This window comes from Anaerobiospirillum sp. NML120511 (genome assembly GCF_023050955.1).
In the GTDB taxonomy this organism is placed as follows: domain Bacteria; phylum Pseudomonadota; class Gammaproteobacteria; order Enterobacterales; family Succinivibrionaceae; genus Anaerobiospirillum.
Map to the genome: position 1 here is coordinate 26759 of NZ_JALKIK010000018.1, position 17596 is coordinate 44354.

Annotated in this window: 12 protein-coding genes and 1 pseudogene; 3 read left to right on the forward strand and 10 right to left on the reverse strand. The window is 52.3% G+C overall.

Annotated features, from left to right (window positions below; genetic code table 11):
- Positions 1–116 precede the first annotated feature (116 nt).
- Positions 117–431 (reverse strand): hypothetical protein, encoded by a 315-nt coding sequence (locus tag MXE39_RS06530; protein WP_247073885.1) that lies wholly within the window; start codon positions 429–431, stop codon positions 117–119.
- A gap of 1981 nt (positions 432–2412) precedes the next feature.
- On the opposite strand from MXE39_RS06530, the gene MXE39_RS06535 reads away from it, so the two are divergent.
- A complete protein-coding gene (locus MXE39_RS06535; protein WP_246977799.1) occupies positions 2413–3990 on the forward strand; it encodes a PAS domain-containing methyl-accepting chemotaxis protein in 1578 nt (525 codons plus the stop codon).
- A gap of 341 nt (positions 3991–4331) precedes the next feature.
- Here the strand turns inward: MXE39_RS06535 and hisI are convergent.
- From hisI to MXE39_RS06580, 9 genes and pseudogenes are all read right to left on the reverse strand, one after another.
- Positions 4332–4673: pseudogene (gene hisI, locus MXE39_RS06540) on the reverse strand (phosphoribosyl-AMP cyclohydrolase); the annotation flags it as partial.
- The gene (hisF, locus tag MXE39_RS06545; protein ID WP_246977800.1) at positions 4666–5439 is read right to left on the reverse strand and encodes an imidazole glycerol phosphate synthase subunit HisF; all 774 of its coding nucleotides are present in this window, start codon (positions 5437–5439) and stop codon (positions 4666–4668) included. The gene hisF and the pseudogene hisI, both read right to left, overlap by 8 nt.
- Positions 5440–5609: 170 nt before the next feature.
- Positions 5610–6344 carry a 1-(5-phosphoribosyl)-5-[(5-phosphoribosylamino)methylideneamino]imidazole-4-carboxamide isomerase gene (hisA, locus tag MXE39_RS06550; protein ID WP_246977801.1) on the reverse strand — a complete coding sequence of 245 codons (735 nt, stop codon included), beginning with the start codon at positions 6342–6344 and terminating at the stop codon, positions 5610–5612.
- 331 nt (positions 6345–6675) lie between these two features.
- Positions 6676–7338, reverse strand: a complete 663-nt coding sequence (gene hisH, locus MXE39_RS06555; RefSeq protein WP_246977802.1) for an imidazole glycerol phosphate synthase subunit HisH — start codon at positions 7336–7338, stop codon at positions 6676–6678.
- Between the two features lie 407 nt (positions 7339–7745).
- Complete coding sequence (hisB, locus tag MXE39_RS06560) at positions 7746–9197, reverse strand: histidinol-phosphatase (protein WP_247073887.1); 1452 nt, start codon at positions 9195–9197, stop codon at positions 7746–7748.
- A gap of 323 nt (positions 9198–9520) precedes the next feature.
- A complete protein-coding gene (gene hisC, locus MXE39_RS06565) occupies positions 9521–10585 on the reverse strand; it encodes a histidinol-phosphate transaminase (RefSeq protein WP_246977804.1) in 1065 nt (354 codons plus the stop codon).
- Positions 10586–10598: 13 nt separating this feature from the next.
- Positions 10599–11990: a histidinol dehydrogenase gene (gene hisD, locus MXE39_RS06570; RefSeq protein WP_246977805.1), complete on the reverse strand. Its 1392-nt coding sequence runs from the start codon at positions 11988–11990 to the stop codon at positions 10599–10601.
- Between the two features lie 328 nt (positions 11991–12318).
- Positions 12319–13233 (reverse strand): ATP phosphoribosyltransferase, encoded by a 915-nt coding sequence (gene hisG, locus MXE39_RS06575; RefSeq protein ID WP_246977806.1) that lies wholly within the window; start codon positions 13231–13233, stop codon positions 12319–12321.
- A gap of 1337 nt (positions 13234–14570) precedes the next feature.
- A complete protein-coding gene (locus MXE39_RS06580) occupies positions 14571–15680 on the reverse strand; it encodes a PfkB family carbohydrate kinase (RefSeq protein WP_246977807.1) in 1110 nt (369 codons plus the stop codon).
- A gap of 726 nt (positions 15681–16406) precedes the next feature.
- On the opposite strand from MXE39_RS06580, the gene MXE39_RS06585 reads away from it, so the two are divergent.
- Both MXE39_RS06585 and MXE39_RS06590 read left to right on the forward strand, forming a co-directional pair.
- Positions 16407–16565 carry a hypothetical protein gene (locus MXE39_RS06585; RefSeq protein ID WP_246977808.1) on the forward strand — a complete coding sequence of 53 codons (159 nt, stop codon included), beginning with the start codon at positions 16407–16409 and terminating at the stop codon, positions 16563–16565.
- A gap of 65 nt (positions 16566–16630) precedes the next feature.
- Positions 16631–17524, forward strand: coding sequence for a LicD family protein (locus MXE39_RS06590; protein WP_246977809.1), 894 nt, complete (start codon positions 16631–16633; stop codon positions 17522–17524).
- The last annotated feature ends 72 nt before the right edge of the window (positions 17525–17596 follow it).

A 17596-nucleotide genomic window follows, 5' to 3' on the forward strand; every position in this document is an offset into this window, starting at 1 on the left:
AGTATGGAGAGCGTCCTGGTGTTTTCGTGCAGGCAGCGCTGGCACATTAAACTATGATATTAATTTAGTAATCAATGAGGCAGCCTTAAGGCTGCCTCATGTTTTTCAGCACGGTCTTACAGGCTGTCTGGCAGTACTGGATACTCAAACTGCCAAAGCCAATAAGGCTGTGCTTTTAGCTGTACTTTTACCAGTGGCAGTATGATAAAGGAGGCATTTACACATGGCATGGGCAGTTTTTCAAAACTTTTGTAGAGAAATATCAGACGTGCAGCAGTGGCGGTAGATTTCTTATCTAAGGAGCAGGTGGGTAGCAATGAGTTATGTGAAGCATGTGCATGACCGAAGAAATGGGCATGAGCAAGGACATAGGCAGGTGGGCCCAGCGATAGAGCGGCTAAGCGCAGCAAGGGCGAAGCTGCAAGTAACAAGTGGAGGGTGACGTGAATCTGGGAGTGGCTGCACGCAGCAAGTGGAGGGTGACGTGAAGCCGGGAGTGGCTGCACTTAGCAAGTGGAGGGTGATGTGAAGACTGGAGCGGCTGCACGTAGCAAGTGTAGGGTGATGTGAAGCCGGGAGTAGCTGCACGTGGCAAGTGCAGGGTGATGTGAAGCCGGGAGTGGCTGCGCGAGTCAAGGGGATGGTGGCGTACGGCTGGATTGAAAGTGAAAAAATTTTTATGTTGGGAAAGGCTGAAATGGTCTCATTCTGTTGAGAGCGGGAGGCTGTTTATTGATGAGCTTTGGCCTGTGTATGCGGCTGAGCTAAGGGTATATCCTGAAAATGCGAAAATTGGTGAGAGGCTGGTCACAAATTTATTGTCTCAATAAAGCATGATAGTGAGAAAAGTGCGTCAATTTCGGTCGAATATAGGTTATTATGAACGCAATGGTTTGCGTATGTGTCTGTATCCATGATTGCCCTGTAAGGCCGTGGTTATGCGCTCTGCAGAAGCATTGCTCTGTTTTTGACCGCCTGATAACTGTTTGTTTTATCTGCATTTGTAGATTTATGAATATTTACTCGTGCGTCAGGGCACAAGATCTGCAGTTCACAGACCGCAATAATCATTGATTATGCTGAAAACAGCCATACTTGTTTACAAGTATTCCGGCTGTTATTTATCTCCAGTGCTGTTTGAATCATACAGAAATACCGGCCGCGTAAGCTGTATGACCAATTTACAGAGTTACAACATACGTCACTGAAAATTGTTTGTATCAGTGGTAATTTGGAACAAATTAATCTGTGCCTTAACCAATGATACATCGATAAAGATTGACAGTAACTGTCATTCACTACGTACAGCACATAATGTTATCCACGCTTTAATGCTGTGTTTTTCTCTTATTTCGCAGCCAGATTAACAGCAACAGTGATGCACAGACCGGCAGGTCATGTTTAATGGCACCGGGAATCCGGAGTTTTACCTCAGTCCATGGGGCTGGGGCCAAGGTACGGGGCAGATGTGCACACTCAATGCATATTGATTAATTATTATTTCCTCTGAGATCAACGATCAGCTGACAGCTCCAGTCTCTGGATTCCTGCAGCATGCCGGGTGGAACCGGCATTGAGGGATGTCAGTGACAGTTTCTTAGGCGAGACCTGTCACGACATCTGACTGAACCCTTATAACAGCAGCCAGCAGGCACTTTGTTGCCGGAGGCTCTGTATCCTGAAATGTGAATCGCAGTCAGATGTCCTTCCCGGCCCGCGCTCTCCAATGAAGTTCAACAGTTACTGTATTTGTCAGTACTGTCTTCATGTAAGGTGAAAAGAGTCCGGGCAGTTGATAACAGTCTGTCAGCAACCTGATGCTGCCAGACTGCTCTGTCTAATCAGTACGGACAGAGGCTCAATTCCTCAGTGAAAGATCCATGGCCCTGTCAGGCCATGCTGGTCACAGCTGGCCCCTTGCAGCTGATGCACAGGCTGTTACCTGCCAGGGCAGGTGTTCAGACTGTCTCCATGCGCGACAGTGGGCGTCTGACTTTTGCAATGCAGAAGCTCTTACTGACTCCTGCCTTGCAGGATGGCAGTTAACAGGTGATCCGGGATTTGGGTAAATAGTACAGTTTCAGAATGTGATTCCGGAGACTTGCCGGGCACCTCAGGAAGCAGCAGAGCACGGCCATGCGTGTTGTGATGCAAGGTGCTGACGGGCATGCCCCAGATCCTGGGCACTGCAGGGTGCTCTCAGTGGGGCTCAGGCGCGTGCCAAAAGACTTTGGACAGTACGGTGCAGGCTCTGCAACATTCTGAAAGAACAGGGGAATTAAGCCGGCAAATGCTTCTAATGGAGCAGCCTTTAGCACAGGACGGTCAGCCACACAGGTGGCGGCGGCGTTCTGAGGTCTGACGGAGACGGCTGTTTTTTAGTACTGGCTCTTTTTCGTGTCGAGGACGGCGATGAAAATAAATCTTCCTGTTACGAACAAAAGAATTAATTTTGGCAAAGACGTCAAAATTATTTCCTTCACCGATTTAAAGGGCATTATCACCAAGGTCAATAAGGCCTTTACTGATATTTCCGGTTATTCTGAGGAAGAACTGATGGGGCAGCCGCACAATATCGTGCGCCACCCTGATATGCCACCTGCAGCTTTTGCTCTGATGTGGGCAACCATCAAGCAGGGCAAGCCTTTCATGGCCGTTGTAAAGAACCGTGCCAAGACCGGTGATTACTACTGGGTCAATGCCTTTATTTCCCCTGTATTTGAAAACGGAGAAATCATTGGTTATGAGTCAGTCCGTTATCCACCTGATCAGCGTGATGTAGAGCGCTCTGAGATTATCTACAAGAAGCTGATGAAAGGTGAGCGTCTTACCCCAAGAATTCCTTATCCTCCAAAGTCCTATCAGTTTGCCTTTGGCGGAGCTGTCGTGGCTCTGGGCCTGTTTTTCCTGCATCCTGTAGCAGGCTTTGGTGCAGCTCTGCTGTTGCCATTTTTAAGCGTAGCCCATCAGCGTTACATTATGCAGCGCAAGATCCACAATATGATCAAGCTGCTGCCATCAGTGTACGACCACCCGGTAAGTCGTCTGTGCTACTCCCATGACCGCGAAGATGAGGTCATGTCAGGTCTGCGTCTTGCCATTCTGACCAACAATGCCAACATGATGTCCATGATTAATCGCGTTGAAGACGCCATCGACATTATTGTTGACAAGGCAAATGCCAGTGCCGATCTCTCTCATCAGAGTGCCGGTGACATTACCCGTCAGAGCGACATGGTGCAGAGCATCATGGAAGCTATTTCCACTATGAACTCCATGCTCGAGGAGCTGAGCAACTCTGTTAACTCCACTGACAAGTTTGCCTATGAGACCCAGGAGCAGGTAGAGGATACTTTCCAGGCTACCCAGAATAACAAGCAGGCTCTGAGTGATATCTCTGATGGTGCCAATAATCTGGTGGATGTAGTTCAGCAGCTGGCAAGCAGTGCTGACAAGATTTCCGAGCTGTTACGTACTATTGTTGACATTTCCGATCACACCAATCTGCTTGCCCTTAACGCCTCCATTGAGGCTGCCCGTGCCGGTGAGCTGGGCCGAGGCTTTGCTGTGGTGGCTGATGAAGTACGTGCTCTGGCTATCAAGTCCAAGTCATGCACAGCTGAGATTAACATCTGCGTTACCGATCTCATCAAGAACAGCCAGAAGGCTGTTTCAGCCTCACAGGACTCTCTGTCACTTTCTGATGCCGGTCATGAGGCCATTGTTGACTCAGCACGCAAGTTTGATGAAATCAAGAGCCATATCAGCCGCATTACCGAGATGACTCATACCATGAATACTACTATTGCCACCCAGGCATCGGTAGCTTCCCAGATCGAAAGCGACGCCTCTCACGTCAACGATCTGGCTCAGGAATGCAGCTCTATTGCCCAGGAATCTGACAAGTCCCTGATGGCTGCCAGAAAGACCCTGCAAAATCTTGATGATATGGTTCACCGATTCGAGACCGAATATCAGCGCACCCTCTAACAATTTCCATTTCAGGTGTTGCCGCCCTCTGACCGTCCAATTTGAGGGCTACGGGCTTCAGCCCGGGCAACTCACACTAGTCTAAAATCCTGCCATGCAAAGCATGGCGGGATTTTTTTGCGCCCTGTGACCTGTGCCACCGGATCTGATATGCGCTCATCTGGCTGCTTCAAACGCCGTCTGCAGATACGACAGCGCCGCTCCCGGGGAAAACAGGAGCGGCGCTGGGCTGTATGAGCTTCACAGGGCAAAGCCATCAGTGACTGCCCGGTGACAGCAGGAAGTATCTTTGCTTAGAGCAGGCCGCGTTGGGCAGCAAGATACTTTACAGAAGCGTCAGCCATAGGGCTGGAATCAAAGCAGCTTACTGTGCCCTTGTGGCAGGTAGGACCTTCAGGACGGGCCATGATGAGCAGGGCGTCCTTGTCGCAGTCAACGGTAATGGAGCGCAGGTGCAGATAGTTTTTGCTCTCCTCGCCCTTGGTCCACAGCTTCTGGCGGTCGCGTGACCAGAAGGTAACAAGTCGGGTATCCAGAGTCTTTTGCAGAGCTTCCTGATTCATGTAGCCAAGCATTAAAACCTGGCCGTTCTGGGCATTCTGCACAATGGCAGGAATGAGGCCATCACCCTTGGCAAAATCAAGCTCTTCGAGCTTTTCAAAACCATGGCAAAACTCACGCACGGGTAACTACTCCTTTGGATTTGAGGTAAGCCTTAAGCTCACCGATGTTAATAATCTGCCTGTGGAAAACGGATGCAGCCAGTGCGCCTGAAACATCAGCCTGTTCAAAAGCATCAAGGAAGTGCTCCATGGCACCTGCACCGCCTGAGGCAATCAGAGGCACATTGCATATTTCCTGTACGGCCTTGAGCTGTCTGATGTCATAGCCGTTTTTCATTCCGTCCTGATTCATCATGTTGAGCACGATTTCACCGGCACCGCGCTTTTGTACTTCAGCTACCCAGTCAAGAGTCTTCCATGCGGTAGTGGTGATGGTCTTTTCATCGCCGGTAAACTGCTTGACCAGATACTGATCGCTGTCGGCATCGTAGTAGCTGTCAATGCCCACTACTACACACTGCACGCCAAAGCGGTCAGCAAGACGAGTGATGAGTTCCGGGTCTGACAGAGCCGGGGAATTGATGGAAATCTTGTCGGCACCATATTCAAGAATGGTACGGGCATCTTCAATGGTTCTGATGCCGCCGGCTACTGCAAAAGGAATATTGATGACCTCAGCAATACGGGCCACCCATGACTTGTCTACTTTATTGCCATGGGCTGAGGCGGTGATGTCATAAAAGACCAGCTCATCAGCGCCTTCTTCGGCATAACGTCGGGCCAGATCGACAATAGATCCTACCACTTCATGGTTCTTAAACTGAACTCCCTTGACGACCACGCCATCGCGCACGTCAAGGCAGGGGATAATTCTTTTAGCCAGCATCTGGTAAATCTCATGATTGTTTGGCCACATGAGGGCATGTTGCAGTCAGGCACGGCTGCGTCATGCCCGGCATCTGCTGTGCAGCATGGCAAAGCGCTGCGGCAGCCATGCTGCAGGCCAGGGGCATGGCAGCGCAGCTGCAGGCAGCAGCTGTGCAGCCGGGCTGCAGGTCAGTCCTCAGGCCACAGGGCCAGGGCCTCAGGCAGGGTAAAGGCGCCGCTAAGCAGGGAGCGGCCCAGAACGGCTGAGCGTGCACCCAGTGCACGCAGAGCTTTGATGTCATCAAGGGAGGAGATTCCGCCTGAGGCAATTACATCAAGATCAGGGAAGCGAACAGCCAGCTGTTCATAAAGGCTGTTATTGGCTCCTTGCATCATGCCGTCGCGGGAAATGTCAGTGACCAGAACATGACGCAGCCCTGAACGTGAGAAATCTTCAAGCAGCTCGTACAGACCGTGCTCTGAATTCTCAAGCCAGCCGTGAATGGCGACCTCTGGTCGGCCGTCGATAATGCGCACATCAAGTGCAAGGCAGATAGCCTCAGGACCAAAGTCTCGCAGCAGTCTGTGACCAAACTCAGGGTCTTTGACTGCAGCTGAACCGACAACCACACGCTTTACGCCGGCATTGAGCAGGCTGCTGACATCCTCATAAGTACGGATGCCACCGCCTGTCTGTATAGGGCATTCAGTGGCTTTGACCATGCGACTTATCAGCTCGAGCTGACGACAGGCCGGGTCTCTGGCTCCGTCCAGATCCACAATATGGATAAGAGCAGCGCCCTGAGATGCGTATTCAGTTACACGGGCTACCGGGTCAAGATCAAAAACGGTCTTTTCATTAAAGTCGCCCTGCTTCAGGCGCACAATCTGGCCATCAATCAGGTCTAAAGCGGGAATAAGCATAAACTGGTTCCAGGGGTAATCACAGCTGCTGCGCTGTCACAGTCCACAAGTCAGCGTCGCACGGGGCTCTAGCTGCCCGGCAGAGCAGCGCAAACGATGTCTTCTCACAGTCCTGTCGGGCAACGCGGCGTGCGCTGCTGTTGCAGTCCGGCTGGTGCGCAAGGTGCGCTCATGCTGCGGGCAGTCGTACTCTTGCCACAGCCGGGCCAGGCCGCTCATGCTGCGGGCAGGAGTACTATTGCCACAGGCAGGCTGGGCTGCCCGTGATTTGCCTGCCGCAGGCAGGCTGTCTGCAGGGACGTGAACCATGCCTCAGGGGCTGCAGGCGTGATTAGAGTTCAAGAAAATTCTGGAGCAGGCGGGCACCATTGTCTCCGGACTTTTCAGGGTGGAACTGAACACCCATGAAATTGTCGCGGCAGATGGCTGCTGAAAACTCCTGACCATACTCGGATCGGGCAATAGTGCAGTCACTTACACCAAGGCAGAATGAGTGCACAAAATAGAAAGAGCTTTCCTGCTCAATGCCTTTAAACAGAGGATGATCGTTGTGCACGACAGTGTTCCATCCCATGTGTGGCAGCGGAAGCTTTTCAGCGCTGACATCAATCAGGCGTACCACGCCAGGTACTATGCCCAGGGTATTAATGCATTTGACTGGTTCATTGAGCGGAACCTCGGCTGAGGCTGCAGCCTGAACCTGCATTCCAAGACAGATGCCCAGCAGAGGGCGCTCATAATGGACAATAAAGTCCGTAAGCTCGGAACGTGCTTCACGATCATCGCCACACAGTGCCGGTATCTGATCTGATGTGGTGCCCAGCAGGCCGGCCATAACAGCCGAGGCTGTGCCTACACCAGGCATGATAAGACGGTCAGCTTCACGCAGCACTTTGACATCAGAGGTAATGGTGGCATCTACCCCCAGTCGTCTGAGGGCCTGAACCACGGAGTTGAAATTGGCCGCTTTGGTATCGACTATACAGACTTTCATACAAATCTGACGCCTCATGCCATCTGGCTCATGTGAGCTTATGGCTGGGGGCGCCCTCCATTTCTGTTTTTAATCGGACTCCAGCCTCCGGGCCGGAGTGAGCATGACAGTAAGACCATGTCAGTAAGCTGCATGACTGTCGCTGCCTGCTGCCTGTCTGTCGCATGCCTGCTGCCTGCAGGCATACATGGGTCATGCCTGCGCGTGCAGACACGCATTGGGCACGCATACATGCCGGCTGCTGGCGTTCATACTTGTGCCATGCCTGTGGCCCCACATGCTGATTTAGAGACAGGCTGCGCACACTGCTGTGCAAAGTGCGGCGCAGATCGCCTGAGCAGACTACGGCGCAAAATGCTTAGCAAAGTGCGGCGCAGACTGTGGGGTGTAATGGTCTACTTTGTGCTTTAGAGAGTGCCTTTTGAGGATGGCAGCTCTGATGAGACCACGCGAATGGCTGGACGCAGAGCGCGGCCAAAGGCTTTGAACAGGGCCTCTACCTGGTGATGAGCATTGCCCGGAGTTACCTTCATGTGCAGGGTAAGACCCATGGCAACAGCAAGCGACTCAAAGAAGTGGGAGACCATCTGAGTCTCAAAGCCATTGATCTGCTCGCGGGTAAATTCGGCATCACAGGAGAACTCAATGTGAGGACGGCCTGAGATATCAAGAGCCACACTTACTTCACGGTCAGCCTGACATTCGGCGGCAGCCTCAGCCATCTGGCAGCTGCAGCCCAGAGTGCGCAGACTGCGATCATCTGGGCCTGGACTGGTACGTGGATGACGGTTGCCTGAAGCGGCTGGACACTGTGATGAGCAGGTGTCGCAGTCCTGGAAACCGCATACAGTTGCAGTAAGCTCATCCATTGGAACAATAAAGCCAAAACGGCCAATGCCGCGCTTGTCACCAAGGGCCTGTCTTAAGGCTGTGCCCAGAGTGATGGCTGTATCTTCAATGGTGTGGTGGCTGTCGATATGCAGATCGCCTTTTGCAGTCAGCTTGAGATTGAAACCTGCATGGGTGGCAATCTGATCGAGCATGTGGTCAAAAAAGCCAATACCGGTATCAATAGAGGTCTCACCGCAGTGGTCAAGATCAAGCTCAACGAGGATCTGAGTTTCACGGGTATTGCGCTCAATACGGGCGGTACGGGCCGGACGGTCATCATGAGAACAGCTGTGGGGTGAGCTCTTTTCAGTGGCCTCCTGGGCTGCATGGGCTGCAGCTGCAGAGGCGCAGGCGCAGCAGGCTGTCGGAGCGCCACAGCATGCGGTGGCACCGCGTGCAGCAACCTCTTTCTCGCGAGCAGCGATGAATGCAACAATTTCGTCCCAGCTCATGGCCTTTACCTGAGCAAAAGGACTGTCGGCTGAAGAAATCTCATTGTCCTGAGCCGCATCACCAAGGCCCACACGAATACCGACAATGCCCATGTTCTTTGCCATGGCAAGGTCAGTGTCGCGATCGCCAATGAAGTAGGAATTATTGCGGTCCCACTCATCTGAGCTCATATATGACTGTACCAGTCCCAGAGCAGGTTTACGGCACTGGCAGTTGTCCTCAGGCATGTGCGGGCAGATAAGAATCTGCTCAAAGCTTATGCCCTGAGATTCCAGAGTGTTGACTATATGCTCGTGGGCTGGAGTAAAGGTATTGAGAGGAAATGCATCAGTGCCCAGACCATTCTGATTGGAAACCATGACCATGGTATAGCCCATATCAGCAAGTTTGAGCAGAGCAGGAATAACACGGGGAAAGAAGACCACCTTGTCCAGAGCATCGACCTGATAGTCATGAGGCTCACAGACTATGGTGCCATCCCGGTCAATAAACAGATACTTTTTCAAAACAGACAATCTCTAACGTGTTCCGGGCTCCGGACAATTCTGATGGCCAGTCCGCCGACTGCCGGGCTTGCCAGCCTGACAGTTTAGCCGGGCTTGCCATCCGTGCAGCTTAGCCGGGGATGCCGGCCGTGCAGCTTATCCCGGCTTGGCAGCCGGGTTTGCAGGCCGGGCTGTCAGGCTGCGCTGGGGCAGCTGCTGCAGCCAGGGCTGCAGCTATTGTACGGAGCATAGTGTATTCATCTGACACAGCCGCTGCTGCTGGCAGTCTGGCCTGTGTATATTGTGAAGGCGGCTGCCAGGAGATCGGCATTGGGACTGTGTCAGGGCCGGACTTACATGGAGGTCAGAACGCGCATGACCTCATCGAGCTCTTCTGGAGTGCCCACAGTAATACGGATATGATTTTCAAGGCCTGGCTTGCTCTCAAAAGAGCGCAGGATAATGCCTTTCTTGAGCATGCTCTCAAAGACAGCAGGGCCGTTTTCAAACTCTACGAGCAGGAAGTTGGCCTCACTTGGATGCACGCGCTTTACAGATGGCAGGGCCTGCAGATTCTCACGCAGCTTTTCGCGCAGCTCCAGAGTCTTTGCTACTCTTTGCTTCATGAGGTCTACGCCGCCATGAGCAAGAGCCTGACGTGCAATCTGAGCAACAGGATCAGGTACAGGGTATGGATCAATAACCTTGGTCATCAGGGCAATGATGTCCTTGTGAGCAAGGGTAAAGCCGCAGCGTATGCCGGCAAGGGCAAAAGCCTTGGACAGGGTGCGGGTGATAACCAGGTTGTCATACTGGCCTAGCAGAGGCACACAGGTAGCTTCCGGGCAGTACTCAATGTAGGCCTCATCCATGACAAAAAGCACCTCAGGGAATTGCCCCATAAGCTTTGTCAGCTCATCACGGTCAAAGAGAATGCCCAGAGGGTTGGCAGGGCTGTCGATAAAGACCAGCTTGACTTTAAATGGAGCTTCGTTGATGGCAGCAGCAATGGCATCGGCGCTTAAAGTGAAATCGTCATTACGACGGGCGCGGTGCACCAGAGCATTGTTGGTGTTGGCTGCAATTTCGTACATGCCATAGGTAGGAGGAGCAATTACAACGCCCTCGCCTGCCTCGCAGAAGGTGCGGATTAACAGGCCAATAGCTTCATCAGAACCACGGGAGACCAGAACCTGATCACGGGTCAGGCCTGTATAGTCGGCCATGCCCTGAGTAACCTCGAAAGGCTGGCAGTCAGGATAGCGGTTTAAAGTGGTGGAGTTGAAAATGTAGAATTCGGACTTTGGTGACTCATTGGCATTGAGAAAAGTATGGCCGTGACCGCCGATACGGCGGGCTGACATATAAGGCACCAGATCCTGGACATGCTTGCAGGCAAGCTTGTTTAAATCAGTCATTTGCTCTCCTTGTTTATTGTGCACAGCCGCAGCATCTGGAGCTTACGGAAGCACTGCTGTCTGATTTTTCTGATGAAGAGGCTGCGCTGCAGCAGGCCGGAGCAACTTCGCCCTCATTTCGGCCAATTCTGTTCAGGCGCAGGGTCACGGCATTGCGGTGGGCATCAAGTCCCTCGGCATTGGCCAGAATCTCTACAGTACGGCCGATATTGCGCAGTCCCTGCTCAGTGGCGCAGGAAATGGTATAGCGGCGGCGGAAATCATCGGTACCAAGGGCAGACGCTGTTCTGGCGTAGCCATAGGTAGGAAGGGTGTGATTGGTGCCAGAGGCATAATCACCCATGGACTCGCAGGTCCATGCACCAAGGAAGATGGATCCGGCATTGCGCAGTCTGCCCACCAGAGCGTGAGGATCAGCGGTCTGAACAATCAGATGCTCAGGGGCATAGGTGTTGGAAATGGCAATGCACTCGTCGATGCTGCTGGTGAGAATCATGCGGCTCTTTGACAGAGCAACAGCAGTAATTTCGCGGCGAGGCAGCGCAGCCAGCTGCTCATCAATGGCCTTGCTGGTACGCTCAAGCAGCTCACGGCTGTCTGATACCACTACTACCTGGCTGTCAGGGCCATGCTCAGCCTGAGAGAGCAGATCGGAAGCCACAAAGTCAGCATTGGCTGTCTGGTCAGCAATTACCAGTACTTCTGAAGGACCGGCCGGCATATCAATGGCTGCACCCTCAGCATCTTCGCTGACCAGACGCTTGGCCATGGTCACAAACTGATTGCCCGGGCCAAAGATCTTGTGCACCTTGGGAACGCTCTGGGTGCCATAGGCAAGAGCAGCAACAGCATGGGCGCCGCCCATCTTGAAGATTCGGGTAATACCGCATTTGACAGCAGCGTAAATAATGCCCTCAGACATCGGATATGGAGAGGTCAGTACCACTTCTTCACAGCCGGCAATCTGAGCAGGTACGCCCAGCATAAGGGCTGTGGAAACCAGAGGAGCTGAACCGCCAGGCACGTACAGACCGACCTTTTCAACAGGGTGAGTGGCAGTCTGGCACACTACACCAGGTACAGTCTCAACAGTAACGTGATTTGGCTTCTGGGCACTGTGGAAAAGAGTTATGTTTTCCCAGGCATCATCAATGGCCTGTTTAAGCTCAGGATCAATGCGCTCGCAGGCCAGGGCAATTTCCTCTTCGGTAAGCTGCAGCTGTCCATCAGGGCACTTGTCCAGAGTGCGTGAATACTCAAGCAGAGCCTCATCACCACGGGCTCTGATATTGCTGATAATGTCTTTGACAATGGAGTGAACAGATCCCTCGCTCTCCTGAGCCGGGCGCTTAAGGCAGGCCTTTCGGGCAGCCTCATCAAGGCTGCTCCACTCAATAATATCCATAATTCTCACCATAAGATAAACCACATGCGTCCTCAGACCGTGCCCATGGGCACAGCCCATGACAAGGCAACAGGCGCAGCCTCGGCTGCAATCTCGCTACGCCTAAAGGCGCAGTCACAGCCATGGTCGTGCTCGTGGCTATAGCCACTGCCATGGGCCTTGCCATGGCCCCTGACTATTACGCTGGTTCAGGTCAGGGCATTTAACACATGCGGCTGAAAATTCTTATTTTGCAGCTGCACAGGTCCAGTGCCATCGGGGCTTAAAGGGGCCTGTGCATGGATGGCCGACAGCGGCCTACGGCCGGTTGTGCCATGGCTGCCGTCTGCTAGTCGAGCATCTTCTCGATTGGTACTACCAGAATGGAGGTGGCACCGAGCTCCTTGAGGCTTTCCATGGTCTCCCAGAAGACCTTTTCACGGGAGACTACGTGCATGGCTACGCGCTCAGAATCGCCCTCAAGCTCAATAATGGATGGATTCTCTGCTCCTGGCAGCAGGGCAGTAATCTCCTTGAGACGGGAACGAGGGGCGTTCATCATGATGTACTTGGAGTCACGGGCGGTGAGCACACCATTTAAACGGGTGAGAATTTTGTCAGCCAGGGCCTTCTTTTCAGGGAAGAGTTCCTGGTCACGGCCGATAATAACGGCTTGGGATTCGTAAATAGTCTCTACCTCACGCAGACCATTGGCCTGAAGAGTAGCACCTGTAACTACCAGATCGCAGATAGCATCGGCAAGACCGGCTCGTGGAGCTACCTCAACAGATCCGGTAAGCAGCACACTCTTGAAGTTAACGCCTTGGGCGGACAGTGCACGGCGCAGCAGGTGAGGATAGGAGGTGGCGATCTTCTTGCCTTCGAGATCCTTAAGAGAGTTCCAATCCTGCTCGGCAGGGATGGCCAGAGCCAGACGGCAGTCGCCAAAACGCAGCTTGCAGACCTCACTGTAGCCTGTTGGCAGGCCGTCAATCTTGCGCTGCATGGCAGTCTCTTCAAGAACGTTCTGACCTACAATACCCCAGTCAACTACATGATCCATAACCAGACCAGGGATATCATCATCGCGGACACGCAGGATATCAATCGGCATGTTCTCAGCATGAGCGAGGAGATGATCACGGTTCTCGTTAATTTTGATACCGCAGCTTTTGAATAAGCGCTCAGTCATATCGGTCAGGCGACCGGACTTCTGCATGGCGATTCTCAGTCGCTTTTTGCTTTGATCATTTACAGTGCTCATGAATTACATCTCCACAGACAGGCTGAGCCAAGGCCGATATGAGCCCTTATCTGTTAGTGACCAACCCTGTATCTCCGGAAATTGCCAGAGGGCTGACAGGATGGGCCCGTTACAGACAGACATGCTCTTCTTTGAAACAGCTCTGTACAGGCTGGTTAATTAGTTTGGTATGACCTGCATACTGCCTGCAGCATTGCCGCACGGCTAAAGGACCCTGCAGGCTCAATGCACAGGACAGCAGCTTGAGGTAAGGTTAACTTCACCGTCGCAACACAGACCCGGGGCGCCACAGTCACAAAGACATGGGCCGGATTACAGGCACGAGACCAGGTAAACGGGCCAGGTGACCTGTTTAGTGCTCATGCCTATGTCTGAGTAAACACAGGCACGCAAAGGCAGCAGTAAAGCAATTAAGGTCGGCAGGACAGGTACGGACAATTTATGTCCGGAAGTCAGAAGCGGACCGCAGTGACAGACAGGCAGGCATTATCAATATGGCAGCCCTGCCTGCGCTCAGGCCGTCAGGCGTCTGCCAGGTGGCCAGTAAATCAGCATCCATCGACCCGACCGGGCCTGCTCCACAGGGGAAAAACAAAAGTTTTCAGTGGCGGCCGCAGGTACATGTCTCAGGTAAACAGTGTCTTTGATAATCTGCTGAAACAGCCTCAAAACCGTAAAAACAGCCCGGGCCAAAAACGCAGATATAGACGCACCATTATAGAACCAAATTGGGTACCTATAGCAGTATCTGCACCAAAAGCATACCGCGTTTAGGGGAAAACGCCCTATTATGCACCAGTATTATTCAGTTTTGTCGACCTTATCACAATAGATGAGCATCTCTGCAGTATCAATTACAGCTAATAAGTCGCATTAATCAGCCAGAATTGTCCGATATGTGCATGATTGTATGCATACTCAGTACACGATCTGAGCACGAGGCCAGCCACACCCTGTGAGCAATATCTGTCCTGCACGCAGGAGCTGGCACACAGCGCTGGCATGCAGTCGCTGGCACGCAGCCGCTGGCATGCTGCCAGCAAGGCTTGTTCAGCCACCCGGTGAGTGCATACCTGGCTGGATGCATGGAGTTTATGCGCTGGGGCTGGGCTCTGATCGGGCCTGAATACGTATGCCTGACAATGTCAAAGGGCCATGCTTTAAGGCATGGCCCTTTGGGGTCTGGTGACAGGGGCTGCGTTATGTTTTGAACGCTTCATTCTGGCTCTGGCTCAACTGAGTCCTGTGCAGCCCTGGTATTCGTTCATGCTCATGGGCTTGAGAACGCTGGCGCAGCGGAGACTGTGGATGACCCCATGGGCAGGCTGGTGCGGCTTTTACATGCCGAAATGATCTGGCAGGTGGAGTCGGGCACCGTACTGACCTATGCTCAGTCCGCCCAGCTGATTGCCAAAGACAATGGCGCTGGCCAGATTCTCTCCGTGCATGAGTCGGGAGATAATGCCGGCACTGTGGCAGTCTCCGGCTCCGGTTGCATCAACCACAGGGGCCGGGGTAACAGGGAAGTAGTAGAACTTGCCCTTCCATGAGGCCATGGCTCCATAGCGGTCCAGAGTCAGAACTACAGGGCGCGAGGTCAGGCTTTCCAGGTAATCAAGGCCGGCAGCTATGTCTTTGGTTCCGCTCATCATCTCAAGTTCCATGAGATTCAGGTGCAGCATTGGCTTTAAGGACATAAGCATATCAAAGCCTTCTTTGCCTATATGATTGACGCGGGCTCCGGCATCGATAAAGAGCAGGGCATCCATGTCCATGCGATTTGCCAGCTCCTGAGCGTAGACCATGGCATTGTCGCCACACAAATCAAAACCGCACAGGTAGATAACCTTGTGTCCGGTAAAGTCGATGCGCTGCAGCCAGGAGCTCTTCATATGATTTTCAATGCCTGGTACGGCAATGAAAGTACGCTCGCCTTCCCTGTCTACAAAGCACATGCACTGAGCACAATCGTAGGTGCTGTCGCGCACAATTACCATGGAGCTTTCGTCATATCCGTCCTTGCGGACACGTGCTGACACCAGTTCCGAGTTTGGACCATCACCAACAGGTATAAGCACCCCTGGGCGCTGACCGAGAATACGCAGCACATGGGCTACATTCCAGGCACATCCCCCTACTCTGATTTTCTCTACCCGAGCATAAGAATCGCCGCCTCTGACAGGCATCTCATCAAGGATGAAAGTAGTATCGACAAAAGCTCCTCCAATAATCAGAGCCTGGTTCTTTGATGGCAGACAACGCCTGCCACTGGAGCCGGATCCGGCGCCACAATCGCATGATGACGCGGATGCAGACTGTTCACCCTTGCTGGCAAAAGCTCCTTTGACCGCTTCGGCATTAACTGTCTGCAGTGAAAAGGTGAGCTCATTGCACGGATTCAGGCGGCCCTCAAATGGCTTTAATAAATCAGGTAAATCTTTTCCCATCTTTTCAATCTCCAACAGTTCATTGCCGCAGACAGCGCAGAGCATCATTTGCTTAAGCACCGAAGCGCCAACTAAAAAACATCACTTTGCAGCAGCTGTAACTGTCACAAACAGGCGTACCAGTGATGCCTTACTCCCTCTCGACCAGTATTGCCATACCGCACAGGCCCGGTACAGCATATGGCAGCCCTCAGTTGCCAGTAACCTTGCCTCCACGGCAGGCCTGCCTGGCCAGGTCCTGTATCTGACCTGAATGTTCAGTATCAGATTGCTGATGCATTGATGTAAGTCCGAACTGGTTTCTGTCGGCACAGACACATAAAAGTCCGCATCAGTGCGTGCTGGCGGGAGGTTTATAAGAGTATGGATATATTGTAGACAAGGCATACGACAAATCAAATCGCGCAGATACAGGAATGCCATACAGTGCACAAATGCACACTGTTTTAGTCCTCAAAATGTAAAGCGGATCACCACTTGAGCATGTAAACTGCGCTATGCCAGTCGTAAATATTGATTCTGCGCGATTGATTTTTGGCTTGCAGCGCGAATTAATCTATAATCCACTGACCTGTCATGCAGCAAGAGGCAAAGATAGAGAGAGCTGTTTTTTGCTGTATGATTCATAATTTGTTTTAGAAAGTAAACTGACAAAGTAAAACACCACTGCAGTTCTGCGATGTCAGCTTTAAAGGCACGGCCGGCCTTGTACTTCGGGCGCTGCCATTGACCTCGACCTTATCGATGTTGCTTGCAATGGTGCTGGCAATGATGCAGGCAATGCCCCTGGCAATTGCGCTGGCAATGAGGCTGGCAATGCCCCTGGCAATGGCGCTGGCAATGATGCAGGCGTCGCCCCGGCAATTGGGTTTTCAATGGGGCTGACCCTGGCAAGGGGGCTGGATGTCAGGTGTTTTGCGCTGTAACGTGATTTTTGATGCAGGTTTGCTATGGAAGACATTATCAAAGTAAGAGATGTGATTACTCCGGTTAACAACTACCTGAGATCTCACGATGCTGTCAGTGTTCAGGCAACTGGCTACTTACGCTATATCCAGCTGGGCTCCCTGAAGATTATGGAGGAGGTAGACCGCGTCTGCGCTCTTGCCGGTCTTGAGTACTTTCTCTGTGGCGGAGCTCTCATAGGAGCTGCCCGTAATGGCCTTTTTGTCCCATGGGATGATGATATAGATATCTTCCTTGCCCGCGCCGATTATGAGCGTTTCATTGCTGTATTCAATGAGCGCTGTGCTCTTGATGGCATCAGCGCAGCTCTGTACTCGTCAGACAATGGCGTCTGGAACATGATTAAGGTCAGGCATAAGGACATACCTTATATCTGCGTTGATGTCTTCTGCTATGACATCATGTATCACCACCTCAACTTTTCTCAGCGAATGGCCTTTACCCGCCGTCTGCGTCATGTCACCAGTGAGCATGCCAATGGCAATAAGGAGCTCAGGGAAAAGGATATTGAAGCCTATCACAAGAGCTTCTGGGACCTTACCATCAAGAAGGTACCTTACCTGCGCCCGGACTCTGCCTGTCGCAATCCTGTGCTCTTTTTCTCTCTGGGCTTCTGCCACAGCTCAGTTACCTGCAATGCCTTTGACATGAATGATGTGCTGCCGGTACGCAAGATTACCTTTGAAAACCGCCGTCTGAGCGCTCCAGCCAACAGCGATATCTTCCTTACCAGCTGTTATGGAGATTATCTGCGCCTGCCATCAGAGCCGGTACTTCATGTCAATCTCGACAATATCTCCATTGAGGAAGCACTCCGGCTCAAGAGCTTCATCAGCACCATGCCTGAATACCATGAGATGCATAAGAACATTCTCTAAGTAAACTGCACTTCACTTCAGCCCAATTTGAATCAATTCACAGGCACGAACCGGGGCTGACAGGCTCAGGCC